This window comes from Chryseolinea lacunae, from assembly GCF_016735595.1.
In the GTDB taxonomy this organism is placed as follows: domain Bacteria; phylum Bacteroidota; class Bacteroidia; order Cytophagales; family Cyclobacteriaceae; genus Chryseolinea; species Chryseolinea lacunae.
This window is the reverse complement of sequence record NZ_JAERRB010000004.1, coordinates 292,471-307,970: the sequence shown is the minus strand read 5'-3', so window position 1 is coordinate 307,970 and position 15,500 is coordinate 292,471. Positions and strand designations below refer to the sequence as shown.

8 protein-coding genes and 1 riboswitch are annotated in these 15,500 nt (G+C 53.0%); of the genes, 2 read left to right on the top strand and 6 right to left on the bottom strand.

The annotated features are described in order from the left end of the window. Positions 1–47: 47 nt before the first annotated feature. Both JI741_RS14080 and JI741_RS14075 read right to left on the bottom strand, forming a co-directional pair. Positions 48–1,151, bottom strand: coding sequence for a DUF5074 domain-containing protein (locus JI741_RS14080; protein WP_202010516.1), 1,104 nt, complete (start codon positions 1,149–1,151; stop codon positions 48–50). Beyond that, positions 1,148–3,016 (bottom strand): TonB-dependent receptor domain-containing protein, encoded by a 1,869-nt coding sequence (locus JI741_RS14075; RefSeq protein WP_202010514.1) that lies wholly within the window; start codon positions 3,014–3,016, stop codon positions 1,148–1,150. The genes JI741_RS14080 and JI741_RS14075 overlap by 4 nt, the downstream gene beginning before the upstream one ends. Positions 3,017–3,113: 97 nt before the next feature. After that, a riboswitch (cobalamin riboswitch) is annotated at positions 3,114–3,333 on the bottom strand. Between the two features lie 115 nt (positions 3,334–3,448). On the opposite strand from JI741_RS14075, the gene JI741_RS14070 reads away from it, so the two are divergent. Continuing rightward, complete coding sequence (locus tag JI741_RS14070; protein ID WP_202010512.1) at positions 3,449–4,582, top strand: ABC transporter substrate-binding protein; 1,134 nt, start codon at positions 3,449–3,451, stop codon at positions 4,580–4,582. A gap of 26 nt (positions 4,583–4,608) precedes the next feature. Here JI741_RS14070 and JI741_RS14065 read toward each other — a convergent pair whose 3' ends face one another. The 4 genes from JI741_RS14065 to JI741_RS14050 form a co-directional block, all read right to left on the bottom strand. After that, complete coding sequence (locus JI741_RS14065; protein ID WP_202010510.1) at positions 4,609–5,487, bottom strand: transglutaminase family protein; 879 nt, start codon at positions 5,485–5,487, stop codon at positions 4,609–4,611. 12 nt (positions 5,488–5,499) lie between these two features. Next, positions 5,500–8,052 carry a circularly permuted type 2 ATP-grasp protein gene (locus JI741_RS14060; protein ID WP_202010508.1) on the bottom strand — a complete coding sequence of 851 codons (2,553 nt, stop codon included), beginning with the start codon at positions 8,050–8,052 and terminating at the stop codon, positions 5,500–5,502. A 23-nt stretch (positions 8,053–8,075) separates the two neighbouring features. Beyond that, a complete protein-coding gene (locus tag JI741_RS14055) occupies positions 8,076–11,510 on the bottom strand; it encodes a transglutaminase family protein (protein WP_202010506.1) in 3,435 nt (1,144 codons plus the stop codon). 101 nt (positions 11,511–11,611) lie between these two features. Further along, the gene (locus JI741_RS14050) at positions 11,612–12,988 is read right to left on the bottom strand and encodes an MBL fold metallo-hydrolase (RefSeq protein WP_202010504.1); all 1,377 of its coding nucleotides are present in this window, start codon (positions 12,986–12,988) and stop codon (positions 11,612–11,614) included. Between the two features lie 108 nt (positions 12,989–13,096). Here JI741_RS14050 and JI741_RS14045 point away from each other — a divergent pair, with 108 nt between their 5' ends. After that, entirely contained in the window at positions 13,097–15,217 is a 2,121-nt protein-coding gene (locus JI741_RS14045; RefSeq protein WP_202010502.1) for a WG repeat-containing protein, read from the top strand. Positions 15,218–15,500: the final 283 nt, after the last annotated feature.

The window sequence follows — 15,500 nt, the reverse complement described above, 5'->3', positions numbered from 1 at the left end:
CATATAGTAATACGGAGGTTCTTTTTTATCTTCCTGGTTTTCGGGTATCACTTAAATACAAAGTTTGTGGGACCGATGCCCGACGTGAATGTTGTTTTTGATTTGCCGTCGGCGCCGTAGATAAACACTTTGCCATCGGCGGTAAAGGTCGGCGCATCGCCTACCCAAATGTCGCCGTTCTCGGGATCAACCCCAAGCGCGTATTCGTAGCCCAGGTCGGCAATGGTGAAGAACGGAGTGGAGGGTGCGGTCGTGGCGGTGATGGCTATTTTGTAGACCCTGCCGCTGGTGTAGTAGATGAGGCTGCTTTTGTCGGGCGTGATGGCCAGGTCGGTGTCGGCGCTAAGACCAAGGTCGATGGTTGTTTCCTTTTCGAATGTAGAAGGGTTGATGCGGGTCAACACGCTCGACTCGTCGCCTTGCGAGATCACCCACAGTTTGCCGTTCACATCAACTGCCATTCCCGAAGGGCCACTGGCAACATCAACGTATTTCACAAACGCGTTTGTTGCCGGGTCGATCACGGTGACGGTGCTGGACTGGCCATAATAATAATTTGACGCAAAGAGGTAGTTGCCGGCGTGCACAATATTTTCAACGCCTTTGTCGGTCTCGAGTTTCTTGATCACTTTGTTGGTCGACAAATCGATTACCAGCACCGACGACTCCACCAGGTTGTAGTTTGCATCGTATTCGCCTTGCACGGTGAGATAGGCATAGTTGCCCACCACTTCCAAATAGCGTGGCTGCACAATGGCATCGTCGCTGATGGTGCCCAGGCGTTCGAATGTGTTGGCATCGGCGATCTCAATTTTGTTGTCGCCATTCAGCACGATGTAGGCTTTGTCGTCGTGAATGGTGAGCGATTGCGTCACATCGCCTGCAAACTTGCCGATGACGTTGCGATAGATGTTTTGCTCGGCCATGCCGGTGGTGGTGTTGTAGTAGGTGATGCTGCCGTTGCCACCACCAAAAGCGCCTTCGTTGATCACCAGTGCGCCATGTTCAAACTTGCCTTTGGGCGCCTGCTCGTCGTCTTTACAAGCCCAGAGTGAAACCACAAGCAACACGAGAATGGCCATGCGGCGAAGTGTTGCAAATGCCTTGAATGTGTGTGTCACGGCCGGAGCCGCAGGGTAGCGATTGTTCATTGTTGTTTACGTGTTAAGTGATAGGAAATTTTAAAGTTGATATTCCGCCCGGGCATGGCCCTGCCGGAGTAGAGTTGATAGTCGGTAGCGAAAACATTTTTCAGTTGAACCGAGAAATCGAATCCATGCTGCCCGTGTGCATACGATTTGTTTAAGGACATGTCGGCGAGCAAAAAAGGATCGAGGGCATACATGGCAGCATTGGCGGCATCGGTGAAACGTGTGCCTGAATATTGCAGAAACATGTTTAGCGACCATGTGCCATACAACACTCCGAATGTGCCACTGCCGGTGTGCACGGGTGTGTAGATAAGTTGTTTCCCCACCGACGCGATGTCGGTGTTGTCTGTTTTTTCGGTGATGGCCTGTGTGAATTGATAGGCCACTTTGCCTTGCAACACCACAGGTCCTATTTTCACACGGTCTTCTATGCCGGCCTCCACGCCATCGGTGCGCACTTGCTTCACATTACGGGGCCGGTACACGCCCTGCGCGCCGGGCACCCATTGAATCCACTGGTCTACCCATTGATAGAAGCCACGTGTGTTCACGTTAAAGTTCTGCCTGCGCCAAGTCAATCCCGCCTCTGCCGCATAGCTGGTTTCCGGAAGCAAGTCGCGTGCTCCGGCGTCCTGCCAGTAGCGGTCGTTGAGTGTGGGTGCACGAAAATTCTTTGATGCATTGGCGCTCAGTGTCCAGGTCTGCTTCGCGTTTTTAAACAGCACCACATCGGCGCCAATGTAGGGCAACAACGGTGCAGACACGTGTGTGATGAACGGTTGACGCAGGTTGAACGACCACGCGACGTTCTTAAAATCTTTCTGCACCGAAGCCGCGAGGTCAACACGATCTTCTACCGGCGATGTGGGTCCATATTCCTTGATCTTTCCAATGATGTGATTCCACTCCGCACTGCCCGACACGTGCCACGATTCGGCAACAACAAACTGATGACTGGCCGAACCGATCCACCGCACAATCTCCGTGAGGTTGTTGTTGAAAACTATTCTGTCGTCCACAAACCCGCCGGTGATCTTCGAAAAACCTTGCGCCGTGTTCTGTTCATACGAAAGCACAAAACGGTGGTTGCGATCATCCTGCTCGTCGGTGTTGTTGTTGCTTCCGAGGTTGGGTTGAATTTCTTTGTGGGCGTCGTTATACCAATAGTCGAGCGTGATTCTACGGGCGTTCGAAATAGTATACTGTGCATGTTCCACAATGCCTTGCTGCCAATAGGCTGCGTGAGGTTGTCGTTCGTTGAGGTGAGGGATCGGAAAATCGTTTTGAGCCTGCACCCGATAAAGCGATGACGTAGACGAAAATTTTCGGATGCGAAACGCGCCCTTCAATGAAGTGAAGTAGCGGCCATAGCTGCCCACTTCCTGGCTCACCGAAAGTATGTCCGACGACCCGCCAACCGACGAAAGCAACACCGTGCCGCCAAACGCACCGCTGCCATAGCGTGCACTTCCTCCGCCGGCATGAACCTTCACATCGCTGAACGCCACGGTTGGCAGAATAGAAAAATCGGCTTGCCCAAGCGAGAAGCTGTTGATGTTGATGCCGTTCCAGCGCACGGCAGTGTGCGATGGCGATGTGCCGCGCAGGCTGATGCCCGACAACATGCCGTTGCCATAGTTCCGGAAGTAGACGGGGAACTGAAACGCGAGTATCTCACCAAGGTGACGCGAGTCTTGTTGTTTTTGAAGGGCAGAATCGAGCGTATAGAATTGTGAGCCGGCCAGGTATTTTTCGTCGGGAAGACCATAGACCGTCACGGGCTTCAGCAACACAGAGTCGCCCTGGGCCTTTGCAGCAAGGGCCGTGGTGATGAATGCCAAGAAAAAACCTAATCGCAAAAGCATAATGCAAAGGATGCGACAGGTGCAAAACCAGACATGCAAGAAAGCGTGAGCCTCCGAACACTCCTGACTCTTCACCCGAAAGTCAAAAATTAAAAAGATGATACAATTTCGCGCGGCAGGTCTCCTGGCTTTTCACATCGCCGACGCCTTCCCATCCGCCGTGAAGGCAGACAGTGGCTTTACAGAAAGTCGGCAATAACAAAATGTGAATCTACAGTTGCGGGGACAGCTCCGGAGTTGAATTTCTTCGCACCGGCATTCCCTTTTAATCTCCTATCGTTTGATGAACAAGAAGAGAACCGTGAAATCTGAAGTAAACATACTATGCATTTTTTGAAAAGAAAACTTTTTAGCGCATTGCCCCGCAAGGAACACGCCGGCTGATTGCCTGCCTCACTTGACTGCACGGGGTTGGCTGTTATCTTTGAGGCTATGAGAAAATTTTTGATCGTTATCGTGCTTGGCGCCATGGCGTGCGCCGGACGGAAGACTGAGCAAGCCGTTGTAGAAACCCACGACACCTCCACGCTGGCCTTGACATACGCTTCGGGCTTCCGCGTTCGCTATGAAGGCAACGCAAAGCATGTTGAAGTAACGCATCCGTTTCCAGGCGCCGTCACAGGCTATAAATACCTGCTGGTGCCTCGCGACCAACCCATTCCAACACACGCCGACGACGAGAAGGTGATTCGCATTCCATTGCAATCGATCGTATGCACGGCAACCACACACATTCCCCTGCTCGACTATCTTCACGAAAGCGACAAACTGGTGGGCTTTCCCACCACCGACTACATCAGCTCCGAAGTGATGCGCAAGCGCGTGGATGCGGGCGACATACAGGAACTTGGTGTCGACAAAGGTCTTAACCTTGAGCGGCTGGCCGTGCTGAACCCCGGCGTGGTGATGGGCTACACCACCAGCTCCGACTATGGTCAGTTCAAGAAAGTGGAAGAATTGGGTTTGCCTGTGGTGTTGAATGCCGAATACCTCGAGAAACATCCGTTGGGTCGCGCCGAGTGGATCAAGTTTATGGCCCTGTTTTTCAACAAAGAGAAAATGGCCGACTCAATCTTTCAAGCCATCGAAAAAAATTATCTCGCCACAAAAGCCATCGCGCAGCCGATCGCGAAGAAGCCCACCGTGTTGAGTGGTGTGGTGTATAGCGAAGCCTGGTTTCTTCCGGGCGGCAAGAACTACGCGTCCACCATTCTGAGCGATGCTGGTTGTGACTATCTGTGGAGCGAAGATCCATCGAACGGTTTTCTTCAGCTCAGCTTTGAATCGGTCTACGAGAAAGCGCACGACGCCGATTTGTGGATTGGAGTGGGCAGCTTTGCGTCGCTGCCGGAAATTAAAGCGGCCGACAAACGCTACACACGCTTCAAGGCCTTTCAACAAGACCAGGTCTATGCCTACGACGCCCGCAAAGGCGCAAAGGGAGGAAGTGAATATCTGGAACTGGGCTATCTGCGACCCGACATCATTCTGAACGACCTCGTGAAGATTGCTCATCCGGAGGCACTGCCAACGCACGAACTATTCTTCTACCGGCAATTGAAATAACGATTTGAGATTTTATACGCGACGCATCAATCCAGTCGTGTCACGTCAACTTTCACCGTCAGGGTTTGTTTACCTGAACTGAACACGATGCCTTTTATAGGCGCCACGTCGTGATAGTCGCGACCAAAAGCAACGGTGATGTGTTTGTAGGTAGGCAACACGTTGTTGGTGGGATCGAACTCCACCCAGCCAATGGACGGGAAATAGACCGACACCCAGGCATGCGATGCATCGGAACCGACCAGCTTTTCTTTGCCCGGAGGCGGAATGGTTTCGATGTAGCCGCTCACATAGCGTGCGGCCAGCCCCATGTTGCGCAGGCAACTGATCATGAGGTGTGCAAAATCCTGGCACACGCCTTTCTTCGCCTTCACTACAAATTCAACCGGCGTGTTCACAGTGGTGAATCCCGGTTTGAACTCGATGGTCTTATAGATCTTTTGCATCAACGCGTTGCAGGCGGCCCAGAGGGTGGCGTCTTCGGCAAAACAATCTTCTCCGAATTTTTTAATCTCTTCGCTGTAGGGAATGTAGGGCGAAGGCAAGGTGTATTGAATGATGTCTACCAACTCGTCGTCCTGTCGCGTAAGTCTTTGCTGCATGTCTTTCCACAGCACGGGCGAACTGAACGCACGGTCGGCGTTGGGGCGACCTTCGAGGTTCACTTCGCTGGTTGAAACAATTTCGAGATGGTCGTGGTCGGTATAGGACGAAAAGAATACCACCGTGTTGCCAAAAAAATCTTTGCGATAGGTGATCTCGTCGGGCTGTGGCTGAATTTTTATCTGCGACGACAAACACGTGTGCTGGGGCAACGTGAGCGGCGTGAGGCACACACGATTATGACACAGGCTCACAGGGTCCTGATAGGTATACTCGGTGATATGTCGAACGCGGTAGCGCATGGTTTCGTGGTTTTAAACTTCCAGCTTGTAGTTGTCTTTCGAGCCTTGCGATTGATAGATGGAGTGACTGAAATACAGCGCGGTGAGCTTCACCGACAGCACCGATATTTTTGCGCTCAGCAGTTCACACACCCTGTCGAGCTCCAGCCTGAATTCAAGTTCTTTATCCACCTCCATCAGTTTATCCACATTGATAAGGCGTACCAGGCTGTAGCATTCAAACACGATGTTCGAGATTTCGCTGTCGTGCGCGCCTTTTTCTTTTTGCGGCAGTTGCTCCACAAATTTCAACAGTTGTTCAAGCTGCGACAAAATGGAGATGGGGTTTTGCTTGTTGAGGAACAACAGGTCTAATGCCGGGGCGATGTCGAAATAGGTGCGGTAGACCGACCGATAGTTGGAGAGGTTCTGGTTGCTCACCAACAAGGCTTCCAGAATCTGAAACTCCACATGCTCTTCATATTGAAACGTGAGCAACGCCCTGTACTGGGTGAGCTCCAGCGAAATTTCTTCAATGAGCTGACCGATGCGATACATGAGCCAGCCTTCGCCGCGATACATGCTTTGGCGATTCATTTCCAGGAACGACAGGATGCTTCCGTTCATCTGGTCGAGCAGCGTGAACACATGGCGGATGCCCTGCGGCTCCAGCACGGCCAGCTTGCGCTTCGTATCTTCCATGTCGTCGATGATGCGCCAGTTGTCGATAGACCAGCGGTCGCGCACGGCATACATGGCCTTCAACAAACTGTTCACGGTATAGAGGATGCTGCCTTCTTCGTTTTCGTGACAGATCAGTTTATGAATTTCCGTGAGGCGATTGTCGACCGTCACGGTTTCGTCTTCTTCCAAAAATCCGGGATAACTTCCCGTGATGTGTGTGACCGTGCGGAGCAATGCTTTCTGTGCTTCCGACTCTTGCCCGTTGTTGAGGTATCCGCTTTGGCCCAGGTTACGGATCACGATGCGAATGAACCGTGACGTGCGAACCACCCGTTGTGCATAGCGCCCCACCCAGAACAAATTCTCGGCTGCGCGACTGGGCAACACGGCCTTGCGTTTCAGATCGGAGTGATGCAGCAACGACGGCGTGTTGGTCTTTGGAGTATTTTCAACCCACGTGTCTTTGGCAATGCCACCATCCTGATTCGAAACGAGGAAACTTCCTTTTTCGGGAGAGCAGCGCGTCAATCCGCCGGGCATGATGTCGTAGCCACCTTTGGCCGCCACCAGGAATGTTCGCAGCACGGTGTAGCGCGGCTCCAGCTTTCCTTTCATGAAAACAGGCGATGTGGAGAAACCCACTTCTTCCTGGCCCACATATAAATAGGGTTGCGCTTTGATGCGGCGAACCAGATCTTCTTTCTGTGCTTTCGAGAGCGCGCTGCCAATCACGGTGGCCGAGCCAATGCCGCGATCTATTTTTTTGATTACCAGCGTGTCGATGTTTTGAATGACGTGATTCATTTCCTTGGGCTGACCACACCACCACGTGGCCACCATTTTGAAGACGGGATCTTCGTTAAGGAAATATTTGAACACGTTATGCATAAAGGCCATGAGCCCGGTGTTCTCGAGAATGCTGCTGCCCAACGGATTGGCTACCGACACATTGCCTTTGCGGATGGCTTCCAGCAACCCGGGCACACCCAGGTGCGAGTCTTCGCGAAGTTCAAGCGGGTCGCAGAAGGTGTCGTCGATGCGGCGGAGAATCACATCCACTTTCTCGAGGCCTTCCACGGTTTTGATCCACACATAGCCGTTGCGCACCACCAGGTCTTCTCCCTGTGCCAGCGTGAAGCCCATGTAAGAAGCGAGGAACGCGTGCTCGAAGTAGGTCTCGTTTCGCGGGCCTGGGGTGAGCAACACCACGCGGGGTTGTTCCTTGCCCTGGGGCGCGATGTCGAGAAAAGCCTGCATCATGTTGTTGAAGAAGCCACCGAGTTTGTTCACGCTGTGGTCGCGAAACAATTCGGGCACCACGCGGCTCAAGGCACTGCGGTTTTCCAAAGCATAGCCCATACCCGAAGGCGCCTGGGTTCTGTCTTTCAGCACCCACACTTTTCCATCGGGTCCGCGCGACAGGTCGGCGGCGTAGAGGATCAGTTGGTTGGCACCGGGTAGTTTTATTTTATCGCACGGGCGAAGAAAACCCGAGTGTGCATAGATGAGTTCGGGCGGAATGATGCGTTCCTTCAGGAGTTTGCGTTCGCCGTAGAGATCTTCGAGAACTTTGTTGAGCACATAGGCGCGTTGCTTCATGCCCCGCTCGGTGATGCGCCACTCGGCGCCCGAGATGAGCAGGGGCATGGTGTCGAGCAGCCACGGGCGGTTGAGGCCGTCGGTGTCGCCATACACGTTGTAGGTCACGCCGTTTTCTTTGAGCAGCTTTAGCAATTCCTGCTGACGTCCTTTCAGTTCGTCCTGGTCCAGTTGCTCGATGTTGTGCAGCAGCCGTTTCCAGTGGTCTTTCACTTCGCCCTCAAAGCCAAAGCATTCATCCAACAAAGTTCGGTTTGCAAAGTAGCCTCGCGTCCAGGTTTCCAGCGGGGTGTTGGGATTCATGCTTTCCATTCGGTGCCGTTGCGTCAGAATTGCCTTAAGTCAAGTGTATGGGGATACTCAGGACTTATTTTTATTGGAGGCGGGTCAAAGTTCCTGGGAATCTCGTTCTTTTCCAAATATCGTCCAACGCCCGCCGCATACGATTCGGTGGGCGTGATGGGTCCCTGCGTATGGCCTTCGCTCCAGAAGCGGCTGATGCGCCGCCCTTCGGCCTCATACGAATTGACCGGAAAGGTGTCGTAGTTTCTTCCGCCGGGGTGGGCCACATGATAGGTGCAGCCTCCAATGGAGCGGTTGTTCCAGGTATCGACCACATCAAACACCAACGGCACATCCTTGCCCAGCGTGGGGTGCAAGGCCGATGGCGGACTCCACGCACGATAACGCACGCCGGCCACATACTCGCCTTTCACCGGCGTGTCTGACAGCGGCACTGCCGTGCCGTTGCACGTCACCATGTAGCGGTCTTTGTTGAAGTTGACGAGCTTCACTTCCACGCGCTCCACAGAAGAATCAACAAACCGGGCGGTTCCACCACTGGCGGATTCTTCACCCAACACATGCCACGGTTCAATGCCCATGCGCAGTTGCAGGCTCATGTCTTGCACGGTGATTTTTCCATAGAGCGGGAAACGGAATTCAAAGAACGGTTCCAGCCATGCAAGCTTGAACGGATAGCCGGCTTGTTCCAGATCGCGCGCCACTTCGGCCAGGTCTTCCTGAACATAGTGTGGCAACATAAACTTGTCATACAACGTGGTGCCCCAGCGCACAAGCTTGTGTTTGTAGGGTGTTTTCCAGAACCACGCAACCAGGCTGCGCAACAACAGCAACTGCACAATGCACATCTGCTTGTTGGGCGGCATATCGAACGCCCTGAACTCGAGAATACCCAGGCGCCCCGTGGCGCTGTCGGGTGAGTAAAGTTTGTCGATGCAAAATTCGGCGCGATGGGTGTTGCCCGTGATGTCGATGAGCAGGTTCCGGAAAATTCTGTCCACCATCCAGAAGGGCACATCGCCGTGGTCGGGAATCTGACTGAAGGCAATCTCCAGTTCATATAACATTTCCTGTCGGCCTTCGTCCACACGGGGCGCCTGGCTGGTGGGGCCGATGAATTGGGATGAGAACAGATAGGACAACCCCGGGTGATGCTGCCAATAGGTGATGAGGCTTCTCAGTAAATCGGGACGTCGCAGCAACGGACTGTCGGAGGGTGTGACGCCGCCAATGGTGATGTGGTTGCCGCCACCGGTGCCCGTATGTTTGCCATCGAGCATAAACTTCTCGCTGCCCAGGCGACACAAACGCGCCTGCTCGAACAGAATGTCGTAGTTGTTCACCAACTCGCGCCAGTTCTTTGCCGGGTGAATGTTCACTTCCAGCACGCCGGGGTCGGGCGACAAACCAAGCTTGGTGATGCGGTTGTCGCGCGGGCATTCGTAGCCTTCAATCACCACCTTCATGTTTAGCTTTTCGGCTGTGGCTTCAATAGAGGCCAGCAAGTCCATGTAGTGTTCGGCATATTGCAGCGGGGGCATGAAGAGATACACTTTGCCGTTGCGCACCTCGATGCACAACGCGGTCTTCACGGTGTAGCCGTCGAAAAGTGTTCCGGGATCTTTGGGCTCGTCCTTTTTGGCAAGCTTCTCTTTCAGATCTTTTGGCACTTCTTCTTCCACCACGGTGGTGGCAAAAAACTCTTTGGGCAGTTCCGAAATTTTTGTTTCCTGCAAATAGCGCAGCTGCACATTTTCGTGAAACGACTCCATGCCCGGAAGCTCTTCGAACGTGCTGCGCTCTACCGGGCGTTGTGTTCTTTTCGGACTTGTATATAATAATGACTTCAGCGGAAGGCGCAGGCCCATGGGCGAATTGCCCGGCAGCAACACCAGGTGTTTGTTTCTGAATTCCCAACGGCCCGACAGCCAGCGGTTGTTCCAATGATTCCACTCCATGGGAATGACATAGCCTGCGGGTTTCGCAAGACCGTTCACCAGCAACTCGGCCAGCTTCTTTCGTTCCAGCGGATCGTCGAGGTTGGCCGTGTAGGGATCGATGTTCACCGGCACGCGGCTTTCTTCCCACAAAAAGAAGAATGCATCTTCCAGCGCGGGGTGCACATGCTCGGCAGGGATGTTTAAAAACTTAGTAAGCTCAACCGAAAATCGATGGGCGTTCTCTACGGTATAGTGCGACTGTTGATCTTCGAGGTCGAGCAGCGCGTCGTTTTTCCAGATGGGATAGCCGTCGTTGCGCCAGAGGGCCGAGTATTGCCAGCGGGGCAATGGTTCACCTGGATACCACTTGCCCTGACCTGTGTGAACAAGTCCTCCTTTGCCAAAGCTGTTCTTCAGTCGCTTGATCAATTGCGCGCCCAGTTTGCGTTTGTGCGGGCCATCGGCGGCGGTGTTCCATTCTTTCGCCTCCATGTCGTCGACCGAAACAAAGGTGGGTTCTCCGCCCATGGTGAGACGCACGTCGCCGCGTTGCAGGTCGTCTTCCACTTTGTTGCCCAGGGCCATGATGTCGGACCACTGCTGCTCGCTATAAGGTTTGGTGACGCGTGGATCTTCGTGAATGCGGAACACCTCGTTCTTGTAGGAGAAGATTGTCTCACAAACGTCGGTCATGCCCGAAACGGGCGCGGCACTCACGGGGTCAGGTGTGCAGCACAGCGGTATGTGGCCTTCTCCGGCAAATAGACCTGACGTTGCATCGAGGCCAATCCAGCCTGCGCCGGGCACATACACTTCGGCCCACGCATGCAGGTCGGTGAAGTCGTGGTCGGTGCCCGATGGTCCGTCGAGGGCCTGGGTGTCGGCTTTCAGTTGAATGAGGTAGCCCGACACAAAACGCGCGGCCAATCCCAACCGGCGCATGGCCTGCACCAGCAACCACGCAGAGTCGCGACACGATCCGCTTTTGAGCTGCAGCGTTTCTTCGGTCGTCTGAACACCCGGCTCGAAACGAATGGTGTAATTCACATATTGACGCACCGACTGATTCAGATGAACCAGTGCATCGATGGTGCGCATATTTTTTTTCGAGGGATCAATTTCTTTCAGCCACGCGGTGAAGACCGGGCCGGCATCGGCGGTTTCAAAATAGGGAAGCAATTCTTTCTGAAGCTGCGCATCATATTGAAACGGAAATTGCTCCGCGTATTTCTCTATAAAAAAATCAAAGGGATTGATAACGATGATTTCGGCGATCACTTCCACTTCAAACTTCAACGCGGTGGTCTTCTCCGGAAACACCACGCGGGCCAGGAAGTTACCAAAGGGGTCCTGCTGCCAGTTCATGAAATGATTTTCCGGCGCTATCTTCAGCGAATACGACAAGATGGGTGTGCGGCAATGCGCCGCGGGCTTCAACCGGAAGGTGTGCGGCGAGAGGTTTACGGACCGATCGTATGCATAGGAAGTCTGATGCCGGATAGCAACTTTGATGGACATAGAAAATGAAGTGATTTATTCTTAATAATACTTCATTTTAAACCCAGTTGCATGGTGAGTGCCCGGATACTTTTTGCGCGCTCCCGTTTCAAACGTTTGTGTTAGGCCTCCACTTCCTCACTCACAATCTGCAGGCCGGCCTGTTGCATAGCGCCGAAACCACCGTAGACGTTGATGAGGTTGGTGAAGCCATAGTTCTTCATGAGCGAGATGGCCGTCATGGAGCGGTAGCCGCCACCACAATGAACAATGTAGGGTTTGTTTCTGTCGAGCAGGTTAGTTGCCACCGGGAAGTCAGCCAGCGGCACAAAGGTGGCACCTTTGAGGTGGCTCACATTCCATTCGCCGGGCTTGCGCACATCGAGCACTTCGGCGCCCTGTGCAATTTCGCTGGCCACTGCCGTAGCCGTGATGGAGTGCACCGTTTCAAGCTTGCCCGCATAGGTGTTCACACCGCCGTCGAGATAGCCCTTCACTTTTTCGTAGCCCACGCGTGCGAGGCGAAGCACGGTTTCGCTTTCCTTGCCCGCATCGGTAATGAGCACCAGGTCTTTGTAGATATCGATGAGGGTTCCCACCCACACGGCAAACTGTCCGTTGAGGCCGATGTTGATGGAACCAGGGATGTAGCCTTTCTCAAAGTCGTCGGCCGCGCGCGTGTCGAGAATGATGGCACCGTCTTTCACGGCGGCGTCAAAGGTTGCCGACGACAGCGGTGTGGTGTTTCCGGCGATCACATCGTCGATGGGATCGTAGCCGCTTTTGTTGATGCGTGCGTCTTCGAAGAAATACTGGGGCGGCGGAAGGATGCCGTCGGTCACTTTTTCGATGAAGGTTTCGCGCGACATGTTTTGTAGGGCGTAGTTGAATTTCTTTTGTTCGCCAATGGTAGAGAACGTTTCCTTGCCGATGTTTTTGCCGCAGGCCGAACCCGGGCCGTGCGCCGGATAAACGATGACGTGGTCGGGAAGTGTTTTTATTTTTTTGGTGAGGGAGTCATACATCATGCTGGCGAGTTCTTCGCTGGTCATCACACCGTCGAGCAAATCGGGACGGCCCACGTCGCCCACAAACAATGTGTCGCCGCTGAAGAGCGCATGTTCTTTTCCCTGTTCATCGATCAACAAAAAGCACGACGACTCCGGTGTGTGTCCGGGTGTGTGCAGCACTTTTATTTTCACATTGCCCAGCGGGAAGGTTTCTCCGTCCTTGGCATTATAGACTTCATATTCCGTTTCGGCATCGGGACCATAGACGATGGGCGCGTTCACTTTGCGCGACAGGTCGATGTGGCCCGACACAAAGTCGGCGTGGAAGTGGGTTTCGAACACATATTTGATGGTGGCGCCGCGTTTTTCGGCCAAGGCCAGATAAGGTTCTGTTTCGCGCAACGGGTCGATGATGGCGGCTTCTCCGTTCGATTCAATATAATAGGCAGCTTCGGCCAGGCAGTTGGTGTACAGTTGTTCGATATACATGCGGTCTCAGTTCAAAAGGCTTGGATGTAAGGTTATCTACCCCAAAGCAGGCCACAAAGTTCACAAAAATTCCCTGATTTCATTTTATGGCCCTAACTTTACCAACCGATGAAGTGTGTGTTTTGTCTTTTTGGGCTGCTGCTGTCAACATTTTTTTCAGCCGCCAACGGTTTCAGTGTCTTTGAGGAGAACGGAAAAGTAGGTCTTCGAAACGACCAGGGCAAGGTGGTGATCCCGGCCCGCTATGAAGCGTTGGGGTGGAGCGATGGAAATTTTTCGGTAGTCAACGCCGTCACAGGCTATAAGCTGAACGGGAAATGGGGAATCACCACTGTCGACAATCACACAGTGACCAAGCCCGAGTTTGAGGATATTTTTCCCGCTGACGCCACCCTCATCTTTGCCCGCAAAAAATCAATCACATCGCTGCGCATCGTCACCGGCTGCCTCAATGCTTCCGGAAAAGAAATCATCCCGTTCGAATACGACGGCATTGCCCTGTCGGGGTTTCGCGCGATCGTGTTCACCAAAGTGGGCAATCAATATCGCTACGGCCTCATCGACCTCGAAAACAAAACACTCATCCCGCAGCAATACAGCAGCATCCATTCCATCGGCAGCCTGCGCTATGCCGTGCAAAACTTCGACAACAAGGTGGCCTTGTTCACCGAAAATGGAAAACAGGTGACGGGCTTCACCATCGACAGCCTGTCGCTCTTCAAAAAAGATTACGCCGTTATTTATCAAGGCACCCAACAAGGAATGATCGACAGGCAGGGACAAATCAAGCTTGAGCCCTCCTATCGCCTCATCAACATTAGCGACGATGGTTCGGTAACGGCCCGGCAAAGCGACGACTGGCTGTTTCTGGATGGCCAGAACAAACTCCATCAAAAACTGCAAGCCGACTCGATAGAAGCCATCGGCAAAAATCTGCTGAAGGTTTCTACCGCGGGCCTCATCCAACTGGAAGACTATGCACTAAAACCTTTTTTCGCATCCAACTTTTCGTCGCTGGGCAAATTTGTGCGCGGCAAAGCCCTCTTCTCGAAAGACAAAAAACTCGGTGTCATCAACCAAAGCGGAAAGGTGTTGATTGAAGCCCGCTACGATAACCTTGTCATCGATCATCCCTACTACATCACCAACACACGGCAGGAAGGAAAAGACAACTGGATTGTGCTGGACTCGCTGGGCAAACCGCTCCACACCAAGCCCTACGGTCGCATCCTTCCCTTCACGGGCCAACTGTTTCCCGTGGTGGTGCGCAACTATTGGGGCGCCATCAACGCTTCCGGAAAAGAAGTGGTGGCCTGCACCTATGATTCCATCCTGCAACAACTGCACGACAACATGGTGGTGAAGTTTCACGGGCAGTATGGCATCATCAACCAACGCGAAGAATGGAAGGTAACGCCCCGCACATCAAAGCTCCGCCTCATCTCGGCCGACCGCTTTGTGGAACGTGCAGGCAAAAACACTTACCTCAAATCGTTTGATGGCAACGTGATTTATTTTTCGGCAAATCCGATGGTCATCAACGACCAGCATATTATCGAACAATTGCCCTCGGGAACCTTGTGGGAGATCGACCTCAACGGCATCATCGTGAACCGGCAGGTGCAACCGGATGGCGCCATCGAAAAAATATATCCGGAGTCGGAAGGGTTGCGGGCCATCAAGAAAAACGGTCAGTTTGGTTTTGTGGATGCGCAGGGAAGGTTGCGCGTGGCCAATCGCTACGATGGCATTCAACCGTTCAGCGAAACGCTCGCGGCCATCAAGATCCGCGGCAAGTGGGGCTTTATCGGGCACGACGACCGCATCGCCATTCAACCCGTGTATGAAGAAGTGACACCGTTTAAAAATGGATTTTCACTGGTGAAACAAAAAGGACTGCAAGGCGTGATCGACAAAACCGGCGCGTTGATTTTGCCCGTGCGCTACGAGCAGGTCACGATCCTTCCCCATGGCAACATGCTCATCCGGCAAGAAAAACTGCTGGGCCTTGCCGATGCCAAAGGGCGTGTGCTCATCAATCCAAAATACAACAGCCTTCAGGATCTGAACAACAATTATGTGATTGTGGAACGCGATGGTCAGTATGGTGTGATCACGCTGCAGGGCATCAGCACCATTCCACTGATGTATGACCACATCGGCTATGATCCATACAATAATTTCTTTATCGCCTTGAAAAAGGCGGAATGGAAGGGGATCAAACTATAGTTTACGACTACCTGAAAGTCTTCATCCTGGAAATTGTTCCTGAGATGGCTGCAAAGTGGTGCCCACCGATCCGACCATCCAAAACCTGATTTTATGCGCTGGACAAGAAGGTTGGCATGGAAAAATACGGACTCCGGCAATGATCAAGCAACTCGTTTCGGCCCCGGCAAAATTTATATCGAGGTCATACCATCTTAACGGAAGAAATACACAACAAATCTCAAAACGCACGCCGTATCTTAACTTTGTTCCGTAGCTTGTGAGCAAAGTGATCATGACCATC